At 57.4% G+C, this 24,312-nt stretch carries 25 protein-coding genes; 3 read left to right on the top strand and 22 right to left on the bottom strand.

Annotated features, from left to right (window positions below; translation table 11 throughout):
• Window positions 1-173 precede the first annotated feature (173 nt).
• Window positions 174-1,526, top strand: a complete 1,353-nt coding sequence (gene yegD, locus FJU30_RS08215; protein ID WP_150434485.1) for a molecular chaperone — start codon at window positions 174-176, stop codon at window positions 1,524-1,526.
• An 808-nt stretch (window positions 1,527-2,334) separates the two neighbouring features.
• Window positions 2,335-3,240, top strand: coding sequence for a glutamate/aspartate ABC transporter substrate-binding protein (locus FJU30_RS08210; RefSeq protein WP_150434484.1), 906 nt, complete (start codon window positions 2,335-2,337; stop codon window positions 3,238-3,240).
• A 106-nt stretch (window positions 3,241-3,346) separates the two neighbouring features.
• Here the strand turns inward: FJU30_RS08210 and FJU30_RS08205 are convergent, their stop codons facing one another.
• The 21 genes from FJU30_RS08205 to yceD form a co-directional block, all read right to left on the bottom strand.
• Window positions 3,347-3,886 (bottom strand): glycine zipper 2TM domain-containing protein, encoded by a 540-nt coding sequence (locus FJU30_RS08205; protein WP_150434483.1) that lies wholly within the window; start codon window positions 3,884-3,886, stop codon window positions 3,347-3,349.
• Window positions 3,887-4,236: 350 nt separating this feature from the next.
• The gene (locus tag FJU30_RS08200) at window positions 4,237-5,541 is read right to left on the bottom strand and encodes an NAD(P)/FAD-dependent oxidoreductase (protein WP_150434482.1); all 1,305 of its coding nucleotides are present in this window, start codon (window positions 5,539-5,541) and stop codon (window positions 4,237-4,239) included.
• A 283-nt stretch (window positions 5,542-5,824) separates the two neighbouring features.
• Window positions 5,825-6,367 carry an alpha/beta hydrolase YcfP gene (gene ycfP / locus FJU30_RS08195; protein ID WP_150434481.1) on the bottom strand — a complete coding sequence of 181 codons (543 nt, stop codon included), beginning with the start codon at window positions 6,365-6,367 and terminating at the stop codon, window positions 5,825-5,827.
• Between the two features lie 54 nt (window positions 6,368-6,421).
• Window positions 6,422-7,447 carry a beta-N-acetylhexosaminidase gene (nagZ, locus tag FJU30_RS08190; protein WP_150434676.1) on the bottom strand — a complete coding sequence of 342 codons (1,026 nt, stop codon included), beginning with the start codon at window positions 7,445-7,447 and terminating at the stop codon, window positions 6,422-6,424.
• Window positions 7,448-7,496: 49 nt separating this feature from the next.
• Entirely contained in the window at window positions 7,497-8,357 is an 861-nt protein-coding gene (locus FJU30_RS08185; RefSeq protein WP_223881523.1) for a phosphotransferase, read from the bottom strand.
• Complete coding sequence (gene lpoB, locus FJU30_RS08180) at window positions 8,341-8,919, bottom strand: penicillin-binding protein activator LpoB (RefSeq protein WP_150434480.1); 579 nt, start codon at window positions 8,917-8,919, stop codon at window positions 8,341-8,343. Before lpoB ends, FJU30_RS08185 begins: the two co-directional genes overlap by 17 nt.
• 195 nt (window positions 8,920-9,114) lie before the next feature.
• Window positions 9,115-9,465, bottom strand: coding sequence for a purine nucleoside phosphoramidase (gene hinT, locus FJU30_RS08175; RefSeq protein ID WP_150434479.1), 351 nt, complete (start codon window positions 9,463-9,465; stop codon window positions 9,115-9,117).
• A 299-nt stretch (window positions 9,466-9,764) separates the two neighbouring features.
• On the bottom strand, window positions 9,765-11,198 hold the full coding sequence (gene ptsG / locus FJU30_RS08170) for a PTS glucose transporter subunit IIBC (protein ID WP_150434478.1): 1,434 nt from the start codon (window positions 11,196-11,198) through the stop codon (window positions 9,765-9,767).
• A gap of 410 nt (window positions 11,199-11,608) precedes the next feature.
• The gene (locus FJU30_RS08165; RefSeq protein WP_150434674.1) at window positions 11,609-12,412 is read right to left on the bottom strand and encodes a metal-dependent hydrolase; all 804 of its coding nucleotides are present in this window, start codon (window positions 12,410-12,412) and stop codon (window positions 11,609-11,611) included.
• A 40-nt stretch (window positions 12,413-12,452) separates the two neighbouring features.
• Window positions 12,453-13,460, bottom strand: a complete 1,008-nt coding sequence (holB, locus tag FJU30_RS08160; protein ID WP_150434477.1) for a DNA polymerase III subunit delta' — start codon at window positions 13,458-13,460, stop codon at window positions 12,453-12,455.
• On the bottom strand, window positions 13,460-14,113 hold the full coding sequence (gene tmk, locus FJU30_RS08155; RefSeq protein ID WP_150434476.1) for a dTMP kinase: 654 nt from the start codon (window positions 14,111-14,113) through the stop codon (window positions 13,460-13,462). Before tmk ends, holB begins: the two co-directional genes overlap by 1 nt.
• Window positions 14,103-15,128: an endolytic transglycosylase MltG gene (mltG, locus tag FJU30_RS08150; protein WP_150434475.1), complete on the bottom strand. Its 1,026-nt coding sequence runs from the start codon at window positions 15,126-15,128 to the stop codon at window positions 14,103-14,105. The genes tmk and mltG overlap by 11 nt, the downstream gene beginning before the upstream one ends.
• A gap of 8 nt (window positions 15,129-15,136) precedes the next feature.
• Window positions 15,137-15,955: an aminodeoxychorismate lyase gene (gene pabC, locus FJU30_RS08145; protein WP_150434474.1), complete on the bottom strand. Its 819-nt coding sequence runs from the start codon at window positions 15,953-15,955 to the stop codon at window positions 15,137-15,139.
• A 137-nt stretch (window positions 15,956-16,092) separates the two neighbouring features.
• On the bottom strand, window positions 16,093-17,334 hold the full coding sequence (gene fabF, locus FJU30_RS08140; protein WP_150434473.1) for a beta-ketoacyl-ACP synthase II: 1,242 nt from the start codon (window positions 17,332-17,334) through the stop codon (window positions 16,093-16,095).
• Window positions 17,335-17,418: 84 nt separating this feature from the next.
• On the bottom strand, window positions 17,419-17,655 hold the full coding sequence (acpP, locus tag FJU30_RS08135) for an acyl carrier protein (RefSeq protein WP_005970506.1): 237 nt from the start codon (window positions 17,653-17,655) through the stop codon (window positions 17,419-17,421).
• A gap of 154 nt (window positions 17,656-17,809) precedes the next feature.
• Window positions 17,810-18,544: a 3-oxoacyl-ACP reductase FabG gene (gene fabG / locus FJU30_RS08130; RefSeq protein ID WP_150434472.1), complete on the bottom strand. Its 735-nt coding sequence runs from the start codon at window positions 18,542-18,544 to the stop codon at window positions 17,810-17,812.
• Between the two features lie 11 nt (window positions 18,545-18,555).
• Window positions 18,556-19,488 (bottom strand): ACP S-malonyltransferase, encoded by a 933-nt coding sequence (gene fabD / locus FJU30_RS08125; RefSeq protein WP_150434471.1) that lies wholly within the window; start codon window positions 19,486-19,488, stop codon window positions 18,556-18,558.
• Window positions 19,489-19,506: 18 nt separating this feature from the next.
• On the bottom strand, window positions 19,507-20,460 hold the full coding sequence (locus FJU30_RS08120) for a beta-ketoacyl-ACP synthase III (RefSeq protein ID WP_150434470.1): 954 nt from the start codon (window positions 20,458-20,460) through the stop codon (window positions 19,507-19,509).
• 6 nt (window positions 20,461-20,466) lie between these two features.
• The gene (gene plsX, locus FJU30_RS08115) at window positions 20,467-21,510 is read right to left on the bottom strand and encodes a phosphate acyltransferase PlsX (RefSeq protein WP_150434469.1); all 1,044 of its coding nucleotides are present in this window, start codon (window positions 21,508-21,510) and stop codon (window positions 20,467-20,469) included.
• Window positions 21,511-21,542: 32 nt separating this feature from the next.
• A complete protein-coding gene (gene rpmF, locus FJU30_RS08110) occupies window positions 21,543-21,713 on the bottom strand; it encodes a 50S ribosomal protein L32 (RefSeq protein WP_150434468.1) in 171 nt (56 codons plus the stop codon).
• A gap of 16 nt (window positions 21,714-21,729) precedes the next feature.
• A complete protein-coding gene (gene yceD, locus FJU30_RS08105; RefSeq protein WP_150434467.1) occupies window positions 21,730-22,251 on the bottom strand; it encodes a 23S rRNA accumulation protein YceD in 522 nt (173 codons plus the stop codon).
• 140 nt (window positions 22,252-22,391) lie between these two features.
• On the opposite strand from yceD, the gene FJU30_RS08100 reads away from it, so the two are divergent.
• Window positions 22,392-22,976: a Maf family protein gene (locus FJU30_RS08100; protein ID WP_150434466.1), complete on the top strand. Its 585-nt coding sequence runs from the start codon at window positions 22,392-22,394 to the stop codon at window positions 22,974-22,976.
• Window positions 22,977-23,019: 43 nt separating this feature from the next.
• Here FJU30_RS08100 and rluC read toward each other — a convergent pair whose 3' ends face one another.
• A complete protein-coding gene (gene rluC / locus FJU30_RS08095; RefSeq protein WP_150434465.1) occupies window positions 23,020-23,976 on the bottom strand; it encodes a 23S rRNA pseudouridine(955/2504/2580) synthase RluC in 957 nt (318 codons plus the stop codon).
• Window positions 23,977-24,312 lie beyond the last annotated feature (336 nt).

Genomic DNA, 24,312 nt, shown 5'->3' with positions numbered 1-24,312 from the left:
ACAAGATTGAACGTCTGCCGAATGCGTTATCGTCCGAAAAAATACCCGTGCGTCCCCATACCGGGAGCCACGGCGGAGGCCGTTCATCGGCAAACGTCCCGTTCCACGCTTTACAACCCCCGTGCTAACACAGTAAAGTCCCCTCCTTTTTTTCATCGCGTGGGTGATTCAGGATGTTTATCGGTTTTGACTATGGCACGGCCAACTGTTCCGTGGCGGTGATGAATAACGGCGCTCCGCAGCTCGTGCCGCTGGAACACGACGCGCCCTGGTTATCCTCCCAACTCAGCGCGCCGACGCGCGAAGCCGTCAGCGAATGGCTGTGGCGCCATCATCAGGTTGAAGCCGGCGGTGAAAACGCCCAACTGCTGCGGCGCGCCATCAGCTATAATCGCGACGAGGATATCCGCGTACAGCCGGACAGCGTCAGATTCGGCCGGGCCGCGCTGCAGCAATATATGGACGACCCGGAGGAAACCTGGTTCGTCAAATCGCCCAAATCCTTTCTCGGCGCCGCCGGTCTCAGACCGCAGCAAATCGCGCTGTTTGAAGATCTGGTATGCGCCATGATGTTGTTCATCCGCCAGCGAGCCGAACGGCAGCTTGGTAAAACCATCACCCGCGCGGCAATCGGCCGGCCGGTTAACTTCCAGAGCACCGGTGGAGAAGAAGCGAACCAGCAGGCGCAGGGGATTCTGCAGCGCGCCGCTCAGCGCGCCGGCTTTCAGCAGGTGATGTTTCAGTTTGAACCGGTCGCCGCCGGGCTGGATTTTGAAGCGACGCTGAGTCAGGAGACTCGCGTATTGGTGGTCGATATCGGCGGCGGAACCACCGACTGCTCCATGCTGCTGATGGGACCGGAATGGCACCCGCGGCGCGAGCGTCAGCAGAGCCTGCTGGGCCACAGCGGTTGTCGGGTGGGCGGCAACGATCTGGATATCATGCTGGCCTTCCGACAGTTAATGCCGATGCTGGGCATGAACGGCGTAACGGAGAAAGGCATTCCGCTGCCCAGTCTGCCCTGGTGGAACGCCGTGGCGATTAACGATATCCCGGCGCAGAGCGATTTTTACAGCCCGGCCTGCCGCGCGCTGATCAATGAAATGATGCTCGATGCCCGTGAGCCGGAAGCGGTGAAACGCCTGCTTACCGTCTGGCGGCAGCGGCTGGGATATCGTCTGGTGCGGCTGGCGGAAGAGAGCAAAATCGCGCTGTCCGACATGGCGCAAACGCGTGCCGATCTGCATTTCGTCGAAACAAGTCTGGCGACCGTCATCAACAGCGACCAGCTCAAAGCGGCGTTTGACCAACCGTTAAGCCGGATTCAGCAACAGATAGAACTGGCCCTGCAAAGCAGCCAGACCCGGCCGGACGTCATCTATCTGACCGGCGGCAGCGCCCGATCGCCGTTGCTGCGCCAGGCGATTGAGCGATGGCTGCCCGGGATCCCGCTCGCGGGCGGCAACGACTTCGGCTCGGTCACCGCCGGCCTGGCGCGCTGGGCCGATATTTTATTCCGCGCTTAACCCCCCTTCCGCCAGCAGAACATACTGCGCTCAGCTAAAATAGACGGGGGCAGCATGCATCCCGATGGTGCATGCTGCGTATCGCCGTTTGCCGGCGCGCCATACCGAACGAACCTGACGCCACGGCGACGTCGGCGGGGGCGCTCTGGCGCAACCGCCCACGCGCCATGTCTGCGCATCACATCACCAGGATGCACTTGTGGCATCAATATTGCCTTATCTGCTCTAAAAATAATTTGGCTTGCAGGACACCACGTTATCGTTTTAAACAACGCCTAACCCAGGTCCTTCAACGACTGGCGCGGTAACGAGGCAAGATGTCTCTGATTAATCCCGATGAACTTGCACGCGTATGTGATTTGGGTGACAAATCCGCCGGGAGCGTATTTGTCCAGCCAACGACTGGCCGACGGTGAAAAGCAGAATGTCCCGGCTTAATCCCGATGAGTTTGCACGCGTATGTGATTCGGGTGACAAATCCGCCGGGAGCGTATTTGTCCAGCCAACGACTGGCCGACGGTGAAAAGCAGAATGTCCCGGCTTAATCCCGACGAGTTTGCACGCGTATGTGATTCGGGTGACAAATCCGTCGGGAGCGGACTTAAACGCCGCTGGCGGCCCGGCAACGGGCCAAATAATTGAGCGGAGCCAGCGCGCACCTGCCGCTTGCAGTATGACGAAGAGGATGCGATACCGTAAGCGGAACACGCTGTAACACATAACATTATTTCGCCACGGCGTCCCATAAGCCTGAGCGCATGAATTCATTCTTCAGAGCAACCGTTCACACACTACAATGGAGTTGATAATGAAAAGACAGACACTGGCCTCACTATTGCTACTGCTGCCCGGCATCGCCTGCAGTGTGGCCAATGCCGCGGACGAAGCGCCCCTGGCCGATACGCTCAAAAAAATCAAAGACAGCGGCATCATCATCGTCGGGCACCGCGAATCCTCCGTGCCGTTTTCCTACTATGACAACAACCAGAAGGTCGTCGGCTACTCGCAGGAATACTCGAATGCGATCGTCGAAGCGGTGAAAAAACAGCTGAATATGCCTGACCTGACGGTGAAGCTGATCCCCATCACCTCCCAGGCGCGAATTCCTCTGCTACAGAACGGCACGATTGATTTTGAATGCGGCTCCACCACCAACAACGCGGAACGTCAGCAGCAAGTGGCCTTCTCCAACTCCATCTTTATCGTCGGCGGGCGGCTATTGGTGAAAAAAGGCGGCGGCGTCAAAGATTTTCAGGATCTGGCCGGCAAACCGGTGGTCAGCACCTCCGGCACCACCAACGAAAAGCTGCTTAACCAGTTGAACGATAAAAATAACATGAAAATGCGCATCATCTCGGCTAAGGACCACAGCGATGCGTTCCGCACGCTGGAAAGCGGGCGCGCCGTAGCGTTCTATATGGACGATCCGCTGCTGGCCGGTGAACGCGCTAAGGCCAAAAAACCGGATCAATGGGATATCGTCGGCACGCCGCAGTCGCACGAGGCCTATGGCTGCATGCTGCGTAAAAACGATCCGGCGTTTAAGCAACTGATGGACAAGACTATCGCCGATGCGCAGAGCAGCGGCGAAGCGGGAAAATGGTATCAGCGCTGGTTTACCCAACCCATTCCGCCGAAAAACATCAATATGAACTTTGCCATGTCCGACGACATGAAGGCGCTGTTTAAGGCACCGAACGATCATATTCTGTAGTTCCCGCAGCCGGTCAGGACGCCCGGGCCGCCAAAACTGATCTAACGCGTCCGCCCGGCGATAAGCCGGGCGGAACGTTTATAATCGACGATCTGGCAAGAACGGCTTAACTCTGCTGGCTAAGCACCAGTTGACCATTTCCGTCGAGAGGAATCTGGGTGCCGGGATCGCGCTCCATGCGAATTTTACCCTGCTGGTCGCCGATTTTGTAGGTGACATCGTAGCCCAGCAGCTTTTGCGACTTGTCATACACCGTCTGGCAGCGCTGCTGCGTGCTGGTGTAGGTATCGTTTTCCTGCATATTATTCTGCACGCGGTTACCGGCATAGCCGCCGGCCAGCGCCCCGGCTACCGTCGCCACATCTTTGCCGCGACCGCCGCCGAACTGATGCCCCAGCACGCCGCCAGCCACGGCGCCCAGCACCGAGCCGGCGATCTGGTGCTCATCCTGCACCGGGCGACGATGGGTAACGGTGACGTTTCGACACTCCTGGCGCGGCGTTTTAATGGTTTCTTTGATTGGCGTAGCCGTCAGAACCTGCGCATATTGCGGCCTGGCTGAAAACACATCCAGACTTGCAACCGCCGCCAGCCCCAGTGCGGCAGCCATGCCAATTCCCACACCCGCTAACATTGATTTGTTCACTGGAAACCTCCTGAATAGGTGACCGCGCATGGCCCATCAATCTTTCTGTGCTCCGCGCCAGGCCGGGAACCGACGCGATAAATTAATGGATGGCGCTAAACCACGACGGTTCAGCGTGTGCGACGTGCGCGCTGCGTCGCCGGTAAACGTGAAAAAGTTTGCACAATGTTTCCAGACCTCGCAATAAGACTATATGACCAAATATGCTGGTATCATGGTTTATTCAGGCAGTTTAAGATTGTTCTTAACGGATACAGCTTATAAGACAAGATATTGTACTGAAAACGGCGAGGACGGGTGCGGCGAAGAGCGACGGTCGCCGCCCTGACGGACGGCGACCGTTTTAAACATTAATGCAGTTTCAGGCGCGGGCGAATTACCCGGTTGATGCGGTCTACCAGCATCATCAGCCCGGTTTTGGTATAGCCGTGCAGAGCGACCTGGTGCATGCGATACAGCGAAATATAGACAAAGCGAGCAATACGCCCTTCCACCATCACCGAACCGCGCATCAGGTTGCCCATCAGGCTGCCGACGGTGCTGAATTTAGACAGCGACACCAGCGAACCGTGGTCCTTATAGACATATGGCTTCAGCGTCTGGCCGTTCAACAGGGCCAGAATATTGCTGTAGCAACGCGAGGCCATCTGGTGAGCCGCCTGCGCACGAGGCGGCACGGGACGCCCGCCTTCCTGCGGACAGGATGCGCAGTCGCCGATGGCGAAAATATTCGGATCGCGCGTAGTTTGCAGCGTCGGCTCCACCACCAGCTGGTTGATACGGTTGGTTTCCAGACCGGCGATATCCTTCATATTGTCGGCGGCTTTAATTCCCGCCGCCCATACCATCAGATCGGCTTCGATAAACTCGCCGTCTTTGGTATTCAGACCGGTCGGCTCGGCGCTGGTCACCATGGTTTTAGTCAGCACCCGCACGCCGATATTGGTCAGTTCCTGATGCGCGGCCGAAGAGATACGCTCCGGCAACGCAGGCAGAATACGTTCTCCCGCTTCCACCAGGGTAACATTGAGCGCCTGGTTGTCCAGCCCATCAAAACCATAGCTGTGCAGCTGTTTAACCGCATTATGCAGTTCCGCGGACAGCTCAACCCCGGTCGCGCCGCCGCCGACAATCGCAATGTTCAGCCGTTCTTTCTCAGTGGTATGCGCACTGAATTTCAGAAACAGATTAAGCATCTCGTTATGGAAGCGATGGGCCTGCTGCGGACTGTCGAGGAAAATACAGTTGTCTTTCACGCCCGGCGTGCCAAAGTCGTTGGAAATGCTGCCCAGCGCCACAACCAGAATGTCGTAAGGCAACGAACGCGCATCCACCAGCAACTCGCCCTGCTCGTCACGGATTTCCGCCAGATGGATATGCTGCGTATCGCGGTCAATGCCGGTCAGCGCGCCCATTTGAAAATGGAAATGGTGATTGCGGGCATGCGCCAGATAGTTCAGCGCATCCATGTCGTCATCCAGAGAGCCGGTTGCCACTTCATGCAGCAAGGGTTTCCACACATGACTGTGATTACGATCGACTAAGGTGATTTCCGCTTTGTTGCGGCGGCCCAGTTTATGTCCCAGGCTGGTTGCCAGTTCAAGACCGCCAGCGCCCCCGCCGACGATAACGATTTTTTTGCTTGGCGATGTCACAATGCCCCCTTGATTGTGAACCAAAAGTTAATAAAGGGTAAAAATAATATCCTTACATTACATAGGGTTCAAATGAGTAAAATCAAATAGCTATCGCAAAGAATAGCATGCCGGGTTCATTGGTCATACCAAAATTGACATATATCAATTTATTTTTACCCGACATGATGAAATAATTATCGCTTTGTCTGTTTTTTATACAGATCAACGCCGGCGGATAATCCGCACGACAAACCTGCCGAAAGCACAGGTCGTCATGCGGCCGGAACGGTGGTGCGAAGGGTTAACGCTGCTGTTTAAAGGTTTTAATACGCTGCAGATGCGGAGAGATGTTTTTAAACTTATGCGGCTGATCTTCGTCCCAGATAATATCATAGTAGCTCTGCAGCACCCGCGCGCTACGCTGACTGTCGAGCATTTCATCCTGACGCGACAGCACCACCAGGCAGCGCTCCCGATTCCGCTCACGAAAGTCTGCCACGCATTTGGTGGCGATATCGTCATACTCTTCCGGCCAGTCGATTTTTCCGCCCATATTTTCCTGCGGAAACAGATTGGGATTAAACATTACCTGACGAATATGGCACAAAAAACCGATACGTTCGGCCCAAAATCCACCCAGCCCGACGCCGCAAATCAGCGGGCGATCGTCATCGCTCATCTGCAGCATTTTATCCACCTGCTTGAGCAAAAACTTCATATCGTGGTGGGGATAGCGAGTGCTGTAGCTTATCAAATGGACATCGTCGTCGATGAACTGCAGCTGCAATATTTTCTCGTGGTTACCGGGACTGGTTGAGTCAAACCCGTGTAAATAGATAATCATCGATACCCCCTGCATTGGCGAAGACATCCGGCGCAAAGCCGAATCAGACCTGCATTACGCGCCCTGCTGATGCAACTGCCAGCGCTCGCTCAGCGCGGTTAACGCGCGGCTGGCCCGCTTCCAGCGGGGCGAGTCCAGCAATTGCCGCCGGGAAAATGCACTGCCATGATACAGAGCCGTCAACTGTTCCGCTTTGACCGGCGACAGGTTATCCAGCACGCTGACCGCGCCAGCACGCTGATTACACACCAGAATCATGTCGCATCCGGCGTCCAGCGAGGCTTGAGCGCGCTGCGCATAGCTGCCCATCACCGCCGCCCCCTCCATTGACAAATCGTCAGAAAAAATAATACCACCGAATCCCAGCTCTTGCCGCAACACCCGCTGCAGCCAGTAAGGCGAACCGCTGGCCGGAAGCGGATCGGCGTCGCTGTAAATCACATGCGCCGGCATAATGGCATCCAACTGGCCGCGCTGAATCAGCGTACGGAAAATCATCATGTCATGCTCGCGAATGTCTTTCAGCGCGCGCGCATCGCGCGGCGTTTCCTTATGCGAATCCGCCGTTACCGCCCCGTGGCCGGGGAAATGTTTACCGGTGACTTTCATACCGGCGCTGTGCATCCCCTGAATAAAGCGTTCGGCTACCGCCAGCGCGATATCGGGCTGATGGTGGAAGGAACGTTCGCCTATCGCCGCGCTCTGATGCCCGATATCCAGCACCGGCGCGAAGCTAATGTCGATATCCACGGCGATCAGCTCCGACGCCATCAGCCAGCCCGCTTCTTCCGCCAGTTGCTGCGCCGTCGGCAAGTCATTGAGCGCCGCATAGGATTGAGCGGCAGGCAGGCGGGTGAACCCTTCGCGAAAACGCTGCACCCGGCCGCCCTCCTGATCGACGGCCACGATCAGGCGCGAACGGGAAGCGGCGCGGATTTGCCGCACCAGTTCACTTAACTGCGCCGTATCATAAAAGTTGCGGCTAAACAGGATCAGCCCGCCCACCAGCGGGTGCTGTAAAATTTCGCGATCTTCCGCATCCAGCTCATAGCTGGCGACATCCAACATTACCGGCCCCACACTCACCTCTTACTTATTATCGTCGTTAATCTGTCCGGCCCGCCCGCCGTTACTGGCTTAAACCAAAAGCCCGGCGCAGCGGCGCGGCCGCCTGTAATAACGCCGGCTGACGCGTCAACCGCCAGCGCACTTCGTACCACATCACCATCAGGTATTCGACCCAGGGCAGCCACTGCGCGCAAAAGCGCGCCAGCTGCGCAGGCGTATAGCCCTGCCCCGGCCGGGCGTAATCGCAAAACAACCGATGTCGCTGCGCCGGGCCGAGACGATTGCCGGCCACCAGCGCCGCCAGCTCCAGCGCGATATCGCCATCCGCCGCGTATTCCCAGTCGATCAGCATCATATCCTGTGCGTCGGACACCAGATTGCCGGCGTGAATATCCAGATGCAGCGGCGCCAGATGCAGGCAGGCCGGCAGCGGCGCGCGCTGAAAATGCCGATGCAAGGCCAGCCAGGCGGGACTCAGACGACGACGATCGACGCGCTGCCAATAACGCGCCAGTTGCGCCCGCAGATCCAGCGGATAACCATAACGGCGGCAACCGTGCAGTTGCCGCAGCTTGCCGGCCAGACTGCCGTCGCTCAGCACGCGCAGAAAGTCCGCTTCCGTCGCCACCGGTCCCGCCGTCCAGTTGACCAGCAGCCAGTGCGCATCGAGGCACACCGGCCGCGGCGCCAGCCCGCACGCGTTCATCCGGCGCAATACGGCGAACTCGCGCCGCCGGCAGCCGCCGGACAACGCCTGAACGCGGCTATTCGGACGAGCCAGCCAGTCGATGCCCGCGCCCTGAATTCTCCAGCTTTCCCCGCTCAGACCGCCGACCAGGCTAAACGTACAGCCGGCGGTATTAACCGCCGGCAAACGATGATGCAGCCAGTCAGTCAGCTGCTGTTTAGTAATGTACGCCACCCTGGCCCGACCACACTATCTCGCCGGTCTGCACCAGCATCAGTTGCATATCCAGCGACGGCGCTTTCACATCCCCGCTCACGTCGCTGTAGAGCACATATTGCGCGCCCACGTAGCGCGCCAGACCGATGGCCTTACTGCGCGATCCCAGACTGTCTTCCTCAGACAGCCCCAGCGTTTGCCGCGCCGTCGTCAGTTGAGCGCGCGGCACCAGGGTGAAAGTCTGGTTGCCGGACAGAGCGCTATACAGCGCGCTGGTCGCTTTGCCGATCTGCAGCGCGCCGTTAGTGTTGTTCTTCACGCTGTCGAGCAGCAGGATGCTGCCGCGGCTAACCCCATCGGTCTTCAGCATCTGCTGTATCAACGGCCGCACGCTGGCGTCCCAGTTCAGAGACTGCAGTTTGGGCGGTTGCGGCACCGTTTCGCCGGACGGCGGCGGCGCTTCCGTTTTTGGCGGTTCGACCGGCTCGACGGTGGCCGGCGGTTCAACAGGTTGCGGAGGACGACCTGGACACCCGGTCAACACCAGCATCGCCAGAACAACCCATAGAGACTTTTTCATTTTTACGCTCTCAGAAAAACGATTACAGAACCAGATACGGAGAAACCAGACGAAGAACCGCGCGCCGGCTTAGCGTCTGGGGCGCCCCACCACGCAGGCCTGGCCCGAACGCTCGCCGAACCGCGCCCGGTATGCGCAGTACGATTGCCGTTCGGCCAATGCGCCATCGGAATGGTCAACCGTCGCGAATGCGGCTTAATCGGCCAGCAGCGGCCCCAGCGGCTGACCGCCGAGCAGATGCATATGAATATGGTAAACTTCCTGACCGCCATGGCGGTTACAGTTAATAATCAGGCGATAGCCGTCCTCCGCAATCCCTTCATCGTGGGCAATCTTCGCCGCCACAGAGACCATCCGGCCCAGCGCGGCCTCATGCTCTGGCTGGACATCATTGACGGTGGGAATCAACACATTCGGCACGATCAGAACATGCGTGGGCGTACGGGGAGCGATATCGCGAAAGGCGGTGACCAGATCGTCCTGATAAACCACATCGGCAGGGATCTCGCGACGAATAATTTTACTAAAAATAGTTTCTTCAGCCATGATGCATTTCCTTTTAGATTGGAATCGGGTTGCCCGGACCAGAGCAGTATGAGTGACATATTCCATTCCTTTCAACCCTCTTCGTACTTTTCCCCGCCGACTGGAGAATCCGTCGCCAGCCTGGCGAGCCAGATAACGCCCTCGCGCGTATATTTTTAACTGCCGGTTGGTGCATCAACGGCAGCAAAATCTGACGTTAGAGTTATGACCGGTCTCCGCCGGACGAAGAGCGCATCGACCCGCGCCAGAGGCATAAAAAAAGGGGCCGAAGCCCCTTAGTCTATAATGATCGTTATCAATTAATTGTTACGGATGAAATCATCCATATCGGTTTTCAGGTTATCGGATTTCGTGCCGAAAATAGCCTGAACGCCAGAACCGGCGACCACGACGCCCGCTGCGCCCAGTTTTTTCAGCCCGCCCTGGTCAACCTTAGACACATCGGCCACGCTGACGCGCAGACGAGTGATACACGCATCCAGATTGGTGATGTTCTCTTTACCGCCGAAGGCCGTTACCAGCGCCGCGGCCATCTCGGAGCTGTCGGTCACGGATTGCTCGCCGGCGGAATCTTCGCGCCCCGGCGTTTTCAGATCGAGTTTAGCGATCAGCACGCGGAAGATGCTGTAGTAAACCAGACCGTAAATGATGCCGACGATCGGGAACAGCCAGATTCGGCTGCTGTTGCCGCTCAGCACCACAAAGTCGATCAGACCGTGCGAGAAACTGGTGCCGTCGCGCATACCCAGCAGGATACAGATCGGGAACGCCAGACCGGCCAGAATCGCATGGATGCCGTACAGGATCGGCGCCACGAACATAAAGGAGAATTCAATCGGTTCGGTGATACCGGTCAGGAATGAAGTCAGCGCGGCGGAGATCATGATACCGCCGACCTTAGCGCGATTTTCCGGTTTAGCCGAATGCCAGATGGCGATCGCGGCGGCCGGCAGACCGTACATTTTGAACAGGAAGCCGCCCGACAGTTTGCCCGCGGTCGGGTCACCAGCCATATAACGCGGGATATCGCCGTGGAATACCTGACCTGCGGCGTTGGTAAATTCGCCGATCTGCATCTGGAACGGCACGTTCCAGATATGGTGCAGACCAAACGGCACCAGAGAACGTTCAATCACGCCGTAGATACCAAAGGCCACTACCGGGTTCTGATACGCCGCCCACTGCGAGAAAGTCTGGATCGCGGAACCAACCGGCGGCCAGATGAACGACAGGATAACGCCGAGGGCGATGGCGATCAGGCCGGAGATAATCGGCACAAAGCGCTTACCGGCGAAGAAGCCGAGGTATTCCGGCAACTGGATGCGATAAAAGCGGTTAAACATCGCGGCGGCAATGGCGCCGGCGATGATGCCGCCCAGCACCCCGGTGTCCGCCAGATGCTGTTCCGCAATGGCTTCGGCCGGTAAATGCAGCACCAGCGGGGCAACCACAGCCATGGTTTTTACCATAATGCCGTACGCCACCACTGCGGCCAGCGCGGATACGCCGTCGTTATTCGTAAAACCGAGCGCCACGCCGATAGCGAAGATCAGCGGCATGTTGGCAAAAACGGAACCGCCCGCTTCGGCCATGACGTGAGAAACAATCACTGGTAGCCAGCTAAAGTTGGCCGATCCGACGCCCAGCAGAATCCCTGCGATAGGCAGAACGGAAACCGGCAACATGAGCGATTTGCCCACTTTTTGCAGGTTGGCGAATGCATTTTTAAACATAGTGAAAGAGCTCCTGAGTAATAGTGCTTTTTACTGCTTATATTTCATGATGTGTGCAACGCGGGAACCGCTGGTTGCGATATTCGGGACATCAGTGTGTCTCGCTAATTTTTACGCAGCGTAAAATAAATAGCGTTACTAATGTTTGATGGCAGTCACGTTTCCGTAACAACTCGATGAAACGTTAGTAAAAAAAATTGAAAACTGCTATTTGCGGTTAAAAAACAGACTATTCTGCCGCAATAATTCAGGCGAGGAGGCGTTAAAGCGCCCGGCGCAGAGCAGGAGTCGGGCAGAGACGCCGCATTCGGCGCCGAAGCCCGTACAAATAAGCGATAAAAACAAGCAAATTCAATATAGTTATGAACAGATCCGCTATTTATTACGAGGTAAAAAAAAACGCAGACGGATTAACGTTGAGTATGGCGCCCCACTCGATCGGGATCGACAGCAAACAGTCGGCAAAAATTTGCCGTCGTCGCTTCGGCCAGCGCCTCAAGGCTAACGCCTTTCAGCAGCGCCAGATATTCCGCCACGTCGCGCACCCAGGCCGGCTGATTCTCTTTACCGCGATACGGCACCGGAGCCAGCCACGGCGAATCCGTTTCCACCAGCAGACGGTCGAGCGGCACATAGCGCGCCACCTCGCGCAATTCATCGGCGGTGCGGAAGGTGACGATGCCGGAGAAAGAGATATAAAAACCCATATCCAGCAGCGTGCGCGCCGTGGCCAGATCTTCAGTAAAACAGTGCAGCACGCCGCCGCAACCCTCTACCTGCTCCTCGCGTAGGATAGCCAGCGTATCGGCCCGGGCGGAGCGGGTATGCACGATCACCGGTTTATGCAGCTCGCGGCCGATGCGGATATGCTGCCGGAAAGACGCCTGCTGCCGCCCTTTGGTTTCCGGCTGATAGTGATAGTCCAGCCCGGTCTCGCCCATCGCCACCACGTCGGCATCGTCGGCCAGCCGGCGCAGTTCGTCATAGTCATAGGGTTCCTGCTGATTAAGCGGATGTACGCCGCAGGACAACGCCACATTATCCCGCCGGCCGATCAGCGTTTTCATTGAACTGAAACCGGGCAGCGTAGTGGCTACCGCCAGAACAAAGCCGACGTCGCGTTGGCGCGCCTTGTCCAGCACATCGTCAAGATCTTTATGCACGGACTGATAATCCAGTCCATCGAGGTGGCAGTGCGAATCAACTAACAGCATGGTCATAATATCTCTGGATCAGTAAAGAAAAATGCGGAATTCAGACAGTGTGCGCCGGGCAGACGGCGCCCGCTATCAGGCTCTGTTCCCAGTTCAGCAACTGCCCGGTCAGCAGCAGTTCCCGGTTAATGCCGGCGATCGTCAGCAAACGATGACGACAGGTCAGCCACTGTTGCACCGCCTGCTGCAGGGCGTCCGCCGTGTGCGAAGTCGCCAGGCGTTCGGCCAACGCTTGCTGATCCTGATTGACCAGAAAAGCCTGCGCGTGCTGTTGCCATTTCAACCCGTCCACCAACAGCGTCGCCAGCCAGTGCAGCCGCTCGCCGACATCGTCATGATTTAACTGCGCGATCAGCGGCAGAAAATTTTGTTGCGCCAGGGCGGCGGCCAGCGCCTGACACAATTCTGTACGCTGCTGCCAGCGCGCGGGCAACAGCATTGACTCGGCGGCCAGCGGCGCGCCGGCGTGCAGCCGCAGCGCAGTGCGCTGCATGGTGCCGTCGCCCGGATGGCGGCTGTTCAGCCACTGAATGCTGCGCGCTTCATCCGGCGCCGCCAGGTAGCAATGCAGGCAGCGACTGCGCAGGGTGGCCAGCAGGCGCGTCGGTTCGCGGCAGCCCAGCAGAAACCAGGTATTCTCCGGCGGTTCCTCCAGCGTTTTTAACAGCGCATTGGCTGCCGCTTCGGTAAGCTGTTCGCTCAGCGGCAGCCAGACGACTTTGGCGCCCCCCTGGCGGGAGCGTTGATACAGCTTGTCCAGCACCTCGCGAATTTGATCCACGCCCAGGCTGTGTCGGCCTTTCTCCGGCGTCAGCGAATACCAGTCCGGATGGTTGCCGGCCTCCATCAGCCGGCAGTCATGGCAAACGCCGCAGCTTTTAAATCCATCGGTCTGGCGACACATCAGCCAGCGGCTCAGCGCCCAGGCCAGCGACGCTTCGCCCATGCCCGGCAGTGCGTGCAGCAGAACGGCATGGTGCCCGCGTCCGGCCTGGTGCTGAGCGACCAGCTGACGGTACGGAGCATTAAGCCACGGATACCATTCCATCAGGCCGGATCCCGCTCAGCCGGCGACAGCCGGCGCAGCCAGTCGCCCAGCACGCGCTGGATGGCCGCGCCGACCTGACCGATATCCTGCGACGCGTCGATAGTGACGATAGTCGGGTCCTGCGCCGCCAGTTGCTGGTAGCGCGCCCGGGTGCGGTCGAAAAACGCCATCGACTCCTGTTCGATGCGATCCAGTTCGCCGCGCGCGCGCGCGCGCTGTAGCCCAATGGCCGGCGGCAGATCGAGATACAGCGTCAGATCGGGCCGGAAATCGCCCAGCACCGTATCGCGCAGCGACAGCAATAGTTGCCGGTCCAGACCGCGTCCTCCGCCCTGATAGGCCTGAGACGAGAGATCGTGCCGATCGCCGACCACCCACTGCCCGCGCGCCAGCGCCGGCTTAATCACATTCTCCACCAGCTGTACGCGCGCGGCGTACAGCATCAATAGCTCGGCTTTATCGGTCACCTTCTCTTCACCCGCCCCCTGTTTGATCAGGTCGCGCAGTTTTTCCGCCAGCGGCGTGCCGCCCGGTTCGCGGGTAAACACTACCTCGTCGATCCCGCCCGCGCGCAGCGTTTCCACTACCGCCGAGCGGGCGCTGGTTTTTCCGGCCCCTTCCAGGCCTTCAATCACGATAAATTTACCGTTCATTCCGTTCCTTTAATGCTGAGCGATAACGCTGTACCGCCCGGTTATGTTCGGAAAGATTTTCCGTAAAGCTGTGCCCGCCTTTACCGTCCGCTACAAAATAAAGATAAGCGGTTTTATCCGGATGCGCCGCCGCCAGCAAGGAGGCTTTCCCCGGCATGGCGATCGGCCCCGGCGGCAGCCCGGCAATCACATAGGTGTTATAGGGCGTCGGCGTGTCCAGCGCTTTACGGGTGATCACGCCATTATATTCCTCGCCCATGCCATAGATCACCGTCGGATCGGTTTGAAGCTTCATGCCGAGCCGCAGGCGGTTGATGAAGACCGAGGCGACCCGGTTCCGCTCTTCGCTGATGGCCGTCTCCTTTTCGATAATCGAGGCCATGGTCAGCAACTCGTCGGCGGATTTATAGGGCAGATCCGGCGCCCGCCCCTGCCACGCGTCTTCGAGCGTTTTGTCCATCCGCTGCTTCGCCCGCCGCAGCAGAGCAATATCCTCAGTACCCGCGGTATACAGCCAGGTGTCCGGATAGAAGCGTCCTTCCGCCGGGACGCCTTCCTTTAATCCGACGCGCGCGGCGATCTCCGCTTCGCCCAGACCGGCCAACGAATGCTTAAGATAAGGCGCATTACGCAGTAAATCCAGCCAGTCGCTAAAACGTGATCCTTCGGTAAAACGAATGGCGAACTGCGCCTCTTTGCCGCTGGCCAACAGCAACAGCATCTCGCGGACCGTCATTCCGGGCATAAACCGATAGGTGCCGGCTTTGAAGCGGGACAGATCCGGTTCGACGCGCAGCAGCCAGGGGAAAAAACCGCCGTCTTTAATCACCTGCTGTTTTAACAGCAGCGTCTGCAGCCCGTCGCGACCGGTGCCGGCCGGCAGGGTAAAAATGGTTTCCTGGTTAATCGCCAGCGGTGAAGCGGCGAAACGCTGGAGTTGCTGCCACAGCAGGCCGGCGCCTGCGGCCAGCAGCAAAACGATCAGCGCGACAATCATGCTCTTTTTTTTAGTCATAACACCTGTCATCTGTTATTTGCACCATTGAGCATTTGCTCACACAGATAGCGATAAAGCGTCCGGGAGCGATAGCGCCAGCCGCTCGCCTGATTCACCGGCGCCACCGGCAGCAAGGCATTGCAAATCAGGACCTCGTCCGCATCCGCTAACGCGCCGGGCGGCGCGCTGACCGTCTCGAGCCGGTAGCGGGAATCGGCCAGCAGTTCCATGATACAGGCCCGGCTAACCCCGGCTACGCCGGCCTGCGCGAGATCCGGCGTAAAAACCTGGTTTCCCTTCCGCCAGAACAGATTGGCGCTGCAGCATTCGACCAGCTGGCCGGCGGTATCCAGCACCAGCGTCTCTTCGGCTTCTTCCTGATCAAGCCGCATGCGAATCAACACCTGCTCCAGTCGGTTAAGATGCTTAATGCCCGCCAGCAACGGCGATCGCGCCAGCGCGATCGGGCTCAAACTCAGGTTTATGCCCTGTTCGCGCCAGGCGGCATAGTGCGCGGGATAGTCCGCCTGGATAATAATGCGGCTGCTCCGGGCACAGCCTTGCGGACTGTAGCCGCGTCCGCCGCCGCCGCGCGTCAGCATCACCTTGACGACGCCCTGCGTCCGATCCCGGGCGGCCTGTTGCATCTCCTGCAGCAGCAGGGGCCAGTCGATGGCCGGCAACATCAGGCGCGCGGCCGCCTGCTGCAGGCGCAGGATATGTCGGTGCGGCCAGACAATCGCGCCGTCGCTCACCCGAGCGGTAGTAAAACAGCCGTCGCCGAATTGCGCGCCCCGATCGGTCACCGCTAACTGCGGTTGTAATTCGCCATTGACCCAAATCATATATCGACCTTATTTATCGCCTGACTCAGCAGCGCCCCAGCCTGCCAGCAGAAGTCGCTTTAGGGCAAGGGTGAAAGTCTGATATTTTATACACATAAAAAAGCCCGGCTAGCCGGGCTTTATCTGAGATGACGAATTTAGACGCGACGGAAGATAAGCGAACCGTTGGTGCCGCCGAAACCGAAAGAGTTACACAGCGTGTATTCCACGCCGCTGACCTTACGTGCTTCGTGCGGAACAAAATCTAAATCGCAACCTTCATCCGGGTTATCCAGATTGATGGTCGGCGGAATCGCCTGATCGCGCAGCGCGAGGATGCTGAAGATCGACTCAACCGCACCGGCAGCGCCCAGCAGATGGCCGGTCATCGATTTGGTGGAGCTGACCAACACACGATTCGCATCCGCGCCAAAGACGCGTTTCACCGCGTGCGTCTCGGCTCGGTCGCCGGCGGAAGTGGACGTTCCGTGCGCATTGATATACCCCACCTGGTCGGTGGCGATACCCGCGTCGCGCAACGCATTTTCCATCGCCAGCGCGGCGCCCGCGCCATTTTCCGGCGGTGACGTCATATGGTAGGCATCGCTGCTCATACCAAAACCGACCACTTCGGCGTAGATCTTCGCGCCACGCTTTTTGGCATGCTCATACTCTTCCAGCACGAGAATGCCTGCGCCGTCGCCCAAAACGAAACCATCGCGATCTTTATCCCACGGACGGCTGGCCGCCTGCGGGTTATCATTGCGGGTCGACAGCGCGCGCGCCGCGCCGAATCCGCCAACGCCCAGCGGGGTACTGGCTTTCTCAGCGCCGCCAGCCAGCATAATATCGGCATCATTGTAGGCAATGATACGTGCCGCATGGCCGATATTATGCACGCCGGAAGTACAGGCCGTGGCGATCGAGATACTCGGACCGCGCAGACCGTACATGATGCTCAGATGACCAGCCACCATATTTACAATGGTCGAAGGCACAAAGAACGGACTGATTTTACGAGGACCGCCCTTCACCAGCGAACTGTGGTTTTCTTCAATCAACCCCAGACCGCCGATACCAGAACCGATTGCCGCGCCGGCGCGCGAAGCGTTTTCTTCGGTAATTTCAAGACCAGAATCCTGCATAGCCTGAATACCGGCAACAATTCCATATTGAATGAAGGCATCCATTTTGCGTGCTTCTTTACGCGAAATGAAATCTTCACAGTTAAAATCCTTTACTAAGCCTGCAAAACGCGTTGCATAGGCACTAGTATCGAAATGGTCGATCAGGCTGATGCCACTCTGACCGGCAAGAAGAGTACTCCAGGTAGACTCTACCGTGTTGCCGACAGGAGATAACATGCCCAGTCCAGTCACAACTACCCGACGCTTAGACACGCTTGTCCTCCAGGGAGGGAAAGTAAAATACTGCGGGACAAAGGAAACTTAGGCGGTCGAGTGACCGCCTGGATATATGTTCTCTTACTGCTGGTTAGCCTGAATGAAATCAATGGCTGCCTGAACAGTCGTGATTTTTTCAGCTTCTTCGTCAGGAATCTCTGTATCGAACTCTTCTTCCAAAGCCATTACCAGCTCAACGGTGTCAAGAGAATCAGCGCCGAGGTCATCAACAAAAGAAGCATTGTTCACGACTTCTTCCTGCTTAACACCCAGCTGTTCAACGATGATTTTCTTAACGCGTTCTTCGATAGTGCTCATACTCTTAAATTTCCTATCAAAACTCGCTTTCGCGATGGTTTTCGTAGTGTATAAAATGTTGAAAAAGATGCAACAAAATCCCGGCTGGTCGAACCACGATTTTATACTATTTTGCGGTTCTAACCGCAAATAACGCAAATCTTTTTGATAATTTTTAAATCATATACATGCCGCCGTTGACATGCAACGTCTCACCAGTGATGAAAGACGCCTCGTCGGAGGCTAAAAATGCTACAGCACTGGCGACTTCTTTTACATCGCCAAGACGATTAGCAGGTATCTGACTCAAAAAACCCGCCCGCTGTTCTTCGCTCAGCGCCTGAGTCATATCGGTTTCAATAAAACCCGGCGCAACCACGTTGACAGTGATACCGCGCGACGCGACTTCACGCGCCAGCGACTTGCTAAAGCCTAGCAGACCGGCTTTAGCGGCGGCATAGTTCGCCTGACCGGCATTACCCACGGAGCCGATAACGGAACCGATGGAAATGATACGGCCGAAGCGTTTTTTCATCATCGCCCGCATCACCGCCTTAGACAGACGGAAAACCGAGGTCAGATTGGTACTCAAAATATCCTGCCATTCGTCTTCTTTCATACGCATCAGCAGATTATCACGAGTAATCCCGGCGTTATTGATTAAAATATCAATTTCGCCGAATTCCGCACGAATATCCGCCAGCGCGCTGTCAACTGAAGCAGCGTCGGTGACATTCAGTACAAATCCTTTACCCTTGTCCCCCAGCCAACCGCTGATGGATTCAGCGCCATGTTGGCTGGTTGCCGTACCGATCACGGTAGCACCACGCGCGGCGAGGGTTTCTGCAATAGCACGACCGATACCACGGCTGGCACCGGTCACCAGTGCGATTTTTCCTTCGAAACTCATTATTTACCCCGTCATTGTAGTTCCAGCGCCGCTGACAGCGAAGCCGGATCGTTCACTGCTGCCGCCGTCAGGGTACCGACAATGCGTTTCGTCAGGCCGGTCAGCACTTTACCAGGCCCGATTTCCAGCAGTGTCTCCACGCCCTGAGAGGCGATAAATTCCACGCAGTCCGTCCAGCGTACCGGATGGTGCAGCTGGCGCACCAGCGCGCTGCGGATCGCCTCTGGCGACGTTTCAATCCGCGCATCGACGTTATTCACCACCGGCACCTGCGGCGCGCTGAGGGTGACGTTTTCCAGCGCGGCGGCCAGTTTCTGCGCAGCAGGCGCCATCAGGGCGCAGTGCGAAGGCACGCTGACCGGCAGCGGCAGCGCGCGTTTTGCCCCGGCGGCTTTACAGGCCGCGCCGGCGCGTTCTACCGCTTCTTTATTGCCCGCAATCACCACCTGCCCCGGAGAATTGAAGTTCACCGGCGCGACGACCTGGCCCTGCGCGGCGTCGGCGCAGGCCTGGGCGATAGCGTCGTTATCCAGACCAATAATCGCATACATTGCGCCGGTGCCCGCCGGGACCGCTTCCTGCATCAGTTTACCACGCAGCTCCACCAGCTTTACCGCCTGCTGGAAATCCAGCACGCCCGCGCACACCAGCGCGGAGTATTCGCCCAGGCTGTGGCCGGCCATCAGCGCCGGCGCTTTGCCGCCCTGCTGCTGCCAGGCGCGCCAGATGGCGACGGACGCCGTCAACAGCGCCGGCTGCGTCTGCCACGTTTTATTCAGCTCTTCCGCCGGTCCCTGCTGCGTCAGTTGCCAGAGGTCATAGCCCAGCGCCGCGGAAGCCTGCGCGAACGTGTCGGTGACAATCGAGTATTCTGCCGCCAGTTCGGCCAGCATGCCGACGGATTGCGAACCCTGACCGGGGAATACCAGTGCAAATTGCGTCATATAAAAAGTCCTGTTGAATCAAAAACGAACCAGTGCCGAACCCCAGGTAAAGCCACCGCCGAACGCTTCCAGCAGCACCAGATGACCCGGTTTGATGCGCCCGTCGCGCACCGCCTCATCCAGAGCGGAAGGCACGGAAGCCGCGGAGGTATTGCCATGACGATCGAGGGTAACCACCACCTTATCCATCCCCATGCCCAGCTTGCGGGCCGTGGCGTTAATAATGCGCAGGTTGGCCTGATGCGGCACCAGCCAGTCCAGTTCGCTTTTGTCCAACTGGCTCGCGCGCACGGTTTCATCGACAATATGCGCCAGTTCGGTAACGGCGACTTTAAAGACTTCGTTGCCGGCCATGGTCACCCAGGCGGGCTGCTGCCGATTATGGCGATCAGGATAAGGCAGCGTCAAAAGCTGTCCATAGCGGCCGTCCGCATGCAAATGCGTGGAAATAATACCGGGCGCTTCCGACGCCGTCAGCACCACCGCGCCGGCGCCATCGCCAAACAGGATAAGCGTGCCGCGATCGGTGGGATCAAGCGTGCGGGATAAGGTATCGGAGCCGATGACCAGGGCGTAGTCGACGGCGCCGCTTTTGACGTATTGATCGGCGACGCTGAGCGCATAGGTAAAGCCTGCGCAGGCAGCGGCCAAATCGAAAGCGATAGTGTCCTGAATGCCCAGCAATTGCTGGACCTGGCAAGCTGAGCTGGGGAACGCGTGTGATGACGACGTGGTGGCGACAATCAGTAAACCGATCTTGTCTTTATCAATACCCGCCATTTCAAGCGCTTTTTCGGCGGCGTGCGCCCCCATGGTCGCCACGCATTCATCCGGTGCGGCGATGCGGCGTTCACGAATGCCAGTCCTTGTAACAATCCATTCGTCCGACGTATCCACCATCTTTTCCAGATCGGCATTCGTTCTGATCTGAGCGGGCAGATAACTCCCCGTTCCAATAATTTTTGTATACATGTACGCTTAGTCACTCTTGGGTAATACAGCTTCAAGGCGGGCGGCAATTCGCTCCGGAAGTTGCCGCCGCACCGCCTGCATTGCCTGTTCAATAGCTACTGCGAACGCCCGCGGGTTCGCTGCGCCATGGCTCTTGATCACGGTTCCCCGCAATCCTAACAGACATGCGCCATTATACTGGTCAGGGTTTAAGTGACCGAAGCGTTTAGCCAAACGTTTTTGTAACAAACGTCCAGTTAACTTCAGCCACCAGGGTTGCTTCTGCTTGCCTGTCGCATCTGCGGGAGACTTTAGCAGCAGCAAAAACATCCTTACCACACCCTCCATGGTCTTCAGCGTGACATTTCCCACAAAGCCGTCACAGACCATGACATCAGTTTTACCCGTCAGTAAATCATTGCCTTCAAGGTAACCAATATAGTTCATCGAAGAGATTTGTCTTAATCTGGACGCCGCTTCGCGAATATTATTGAGTCCCTTGGTTTCTTCCTCGCCGATATTCAGCAACGCCACGCGAGGGTTGCGCAGCGCCAGCACTTCCTCGGCCATCACCGAGCCCATCACGGCGAACTGCACCAGCATCGTGCTGTCGCAGTCGACGTTGGCGCCCAGATCCAAAACCACGGTTTTGCCGTGCTGCTGGTGCGGCAGCACGGAAACCAACGCCGGGCGTTCAATGCCGTCCAGCGGTTTAATCAACAATTTGGCCAGCCCCATCAGCGCGCCGGTATTGCCCGCGCTGACGCACGCCTGCGCCCGGCCGGCGCTAACCAGTTCGAGCGCAATGCGCATAGAGCTGCCGCGACTGGCGCGGATGGCCTGCGAAGGTTTCGCATCACTGGCAATAACCGATTCGGACGCAATAATTTCCAGCCGTGACAGCAGGACGGAATCGATTTTGGCAAGTAATGGGTTTATCGAGGCAGGATCGCCAACCAGCAGCAAATTGAGATCGGAATCAGAAGCCAGTGCCTGCAATGCAGCAGGCACTGTGACGCACGGACCGAAGTCCCCGCCCATAGCATCTAACGCCAGGGTTAGACGTGTCAAAGTATCGCCTTGCTAAAAATTCGCAAGAAAAATTACTTGGCGATAACCTTGCGACCGCGGTAGTAACCATCCGCAGTGACATGATGACGCAGATGCGTTTCGCCAGAAACTTTATCTACAGACACGGCAGAGGTAGTCAGCGAATCGTGAGAACGACGCATACCACGTTTGGAACGGCTAGGTTTATTCTGTTGTACGGCCATGGACCTTACTCCTTAATTACTTACGCTTTAAACTGGCTAATACGGCAAAGGGATTTGGTTTTTCCGCTTCCTCGGGAAGCTGACCGAATACCCTGTCCGCGTCGGACACTTCACAGTGTTCAGAATCATGCACCGGTGCGATAGGCAAAGAAAGAATCAATTCATCCTCAATCATCGCCAACAAATCGACTTCGCCAAACTCATCAACGCCGACTGGTTCGTACGCTTCCGGTAACGCTTCGGCCTGTTCATCGGTGATGACCGGGCTAAAACAAAACGAGACGTGAACCTGATGTGCAAACGGCTGATTACAACGCTGACACAGCAGAGTAACCGACACGTCGGCCTCGCCTTTAATGACAGCCAGACGCTGATTATCAATACTGAACGACAGTACAGCCTGAACATCACTATCCACGCTAACCACCGATTCGGCCAGACGCACCAATTGCTCAGACGTATAGACACCAACGTAATCTAAACGTTTCTGAGCGGTGCGAACCGCATCGAGGGTCAGGGGTAATTTTACCTTTTGCATAGGGCGCGCATATTAACGTCGTAACGACATAGAGTCAAAGAAAAAGGCTGAGTAACCATACCTTTCACCAATATTCGCTTCCGAAGCGGCGCACAGTTTAGAATGTCTTTCATCACTACGCTATGGTTTATGGAAAATTTATGTATCCGTTGGTTCTCGCTTCCACTTCGCCCTGGCGCAAAGCGCTGCTGGAAAAACTGCATCTGCCTTTTATTTGCGCGGCGCCGGAGGTTGATGAAACGCCCGCCGGCGCCGAAGACGCCGCGGCGCTGGTCTCCCGTCTGGCGCGGCAAAAAGCCCAGGCGCTGGCCGAACGTTATCCACAACACCTTATTATAGGCAGCGATCAGGTCTGCGTGCTGAACGGCGCGATTACCGGCAAGCCGCACACCCGCGCCAACGCCGTCGCCCAATTGCGTCAGGCCAGCGGCCGCTGCGTGACGTTTTATACCGGGCTGGCGCTGTTTAACAGCGCCAGCGGGGCGTTACAGTGTGACGTTGAGCCGTTCGAAGTGCATTTTCGCACGCTGAGCGATGAGGAAATTTGCGCATATATCGATAAAGAGCAGCCGCTGCAATGCGCGGGCAGCTTTAAGAGCGAAGGCCTGGGCATCGCTCTGTTCGAACGCCTGTCGGGACGCGATCCCAATACGCTGGTTGGTTTGCCGCTGCTGAATCTGGCCGGCATGCTGAGACGTGAAGGCGTCAACCCGCTGCTGGGTTGACCAATGCGCAGCTGAGCGACCCGCCTCTGCGGCGGGTCGGCGTTTAGCCTTTGGCCTGGCGCAAAATCCGCAGGCAGTGGCGCAGGTTAGCATCCAGCGGCGCCTCGATACGCATCGTTTCGCCGCTGGCGGGATGTTCGAAACGCAGCGCCTGCGCATGCAGAAACAGCCGCCGCAGTCCGGTCGGCGCCAGTTGCTGATCGAAATCGCGATCGCCGTAGCGATCGTCAAACGCGATGGGATGGCCGGCGTGCAGCGTATGCACACGGATCTGATGGGTACGCCCGGTCACCGGACTGGCCCGCACCAGCGTGGCCTGCGCGAAACGCTCTTCCACCTTAAAATGGGTTTCCGACGGTTTTCCTTCACTGTTGACCCGCACGATACGCTCGCCGCTTTGCAGAATATTTTTAAGCAGCGGCGCCTGCACCGCTTTACAGTGCGACGACCACTGGCCGCGTACCAGGGCCAGATAGTCTTTCTGCATGCCCTTCATACGCAGTTGCTCGTGCAGGGCGCGCAGCGCAGAGCGCTTTTTAGCGACCAGCAGTACGCCGGAGGTATCGCGATCCAGCCGATGCACCAGTTCGAGAAAACGCGCGTCGGGCCGCAGCGCACGCAGCCCTTCGATCACGCCGAAGCTCAACCCGCTGCCGCCGTGCACCGCCGTACCGGAAGGTTTGTTCAGCACCAACAGCGCCTCATCCTCATACAGGATGCAGTCGGCCAGCGCGGCCACCTTACTCAGCCCGGCGGAAACCGGCGCTTCCTCGCTCGTGGACTGACGCACCGGCGGGATACGGATCTCATCGCCGCCGGCCAGTTTATATTCAGGTTTAATCCGCTTTTTATTGACCCGCACCTCGCCCTTGCGCAGGATGCGGTAAATCATACTTTTCGGTACGCCTTTTAAGCGCGCCCGCAAAAAGTTATCGATACGTTGCCCGGCTTCATCATCGGAAACCGTCACCATTTGTACTGAAGGATTGTCTGTTTTCATGGGGCGCGATTCTAAATAGTGCCGCCGGATAGCGCCACTCCTTTTTCTGTGCTTAACTGTCGGTCTGGCGGTTAAAGATAGCATTAATGTCGTTTTAACCACGCGGACCGTAGGGCTAATGCCCCGCGCCGGCGCGTTACAGCGCAACAATCTTTAACAGACAGGCAAAGTCACCTTGCTATAACTGCATCAGCAATGGAATAATGCTCTGTCTTTCCGTGCTGATTTCCCTTAGAACAAGGAAATTTGCGGAATTATTAAATTTGCCTGATCGTGCATAAACGCAGCAATGGCGTAAGACGTAATGTAAAATCAAGCAGTTAGCGGGCTGCGGAT

The sequence above is a fragment of the Affinibrenneria salicis genome (assembly GCF_008710095.1).
The sequence above is the reverse complement of the archived record's forward strand: the minus strand, read 5'-3'. Positions and strand labels throughout refer to the sequence as shown.

Coding starts and splice junctions, on each gene's coding strand:
- yegD (WP_150434485.1), top strand. CDS start 174: ATGTTTATCGGTTTTGACTATGGCACGGCCAACTGTTCCGTGGCGGTG.
- FJU30_RS08210 (WP_150434484.1), top strand. CDS start 2,335: ATGAAAAGACAGACACTGGCCTCACTATTGCTACTGCTGCCCGGCATC.
- ycfP (WP_150434481.1), bottom strand. CDS start 6,367: ATGATTATCTATTTACACGGGTTTGACTCAACCAGTCCCGGTAACCAC.
- lpoB (WP_150434480.1), bottom strand. CDS start 8,919: ATGAAAAAGTCTCTATGGGTTGTTCTGGCGATGCTGGTGTTGACCGGG.
- hinT (WP_150434479.1), bottom strand. CDS start 9,465: ATGGCTGAAGAAACTATTTTTAGTAAAATTATTCGTCGCGAGATCCCT.
- ptsG (WP_150434478.1), bottom strand. CDS start 11,198: ATGTTTAAAAATGCATTCGCCAACCTGCAAAAAGTGGGCAAATCGCTC.
- FJU30_RS08165 (WP_150434674.1), bottom strand. CDS start 12,412: ATGCTGTTAGTTGATTCGCACTGCCACCTCGATGGACTGGATTATCAG.
- holB (WP_150434477.1), bottom strand. CDS start 13,460: ATGGAATGGTATCCGTGGCTTAATGCTCCGTACCGTCAGCTGGTCGCT.
- tmk (WP_150434476.1), bottom strand. CDS start 14,113: ATGAACGGTAAATTTATCGTGATTGAAGGCCTGGAAGGGGCCGGAAAA.
- mltG (WP_150434475.1), bottom strand. CDS start 15,128: ATGACTAAAAAAAAGAGCATGATTGTCGCGCTGATCGTTTTGCTGCTG.
- pabC (WP_150434474.1), bottom strand. CDS start 15,955: ATGATTTGGGTCAATGGCGAATTACAACCGCAGTTAGCGGTGACCGAT.
- acpP (WP_005970506.1), bottom strand. CDS start 17,655: ATGAGCACTATCGAAGAACGCGTTAAGAAAATCATCGTTGAACAGCTG.
- fabG (WP_150434472.1), bottom strand. CDS start 18,544: ATGAGTTTCGAAGGAAAAATCGCACTGGTGACCGGTGCCAGCCGTGGT.
- fabD (WP_150434471.1), bottom strand. CDS start 19,488: ATGACGCAATTTGCACTGGTATTCCCCGGTCAGGGTTCGCAATCCGTC.
- FJU30_RS08120 (WP_150434470.1), bottom strand. CDS start 20,460: ATGTATACAAAAATTATTGGAACGGGGAGTTATCTGCCCGCTCAGATC.
- rpmF (WP_150434468.1), bottom strand. CDS start 21,713: ATGGCCGTACAACAGAATAAACCTAGCCGTTCCAAACGTGGTATGCGT.
- yceD (WP_150434467.1), bottom strand. CDS start 22,251: ATGCAAAAGGTAAAATTACCCCTGACCCTCGATGCGGTTCGCACCGCT.
- FJU30_RS08100 (WP_150434466.1), top strand. CDS start 22,392: ATGTATCCGTTGGTTCTCGCTTCCACTTCGCCCTGGCGCAAAGCGCTG.
- rluC (WP_150434465.1), bottom strand. CDS start 23,976: ATGAAAACAGACAATCCTTCAGTACAAATGGTGACGGTTTCCGATGAT.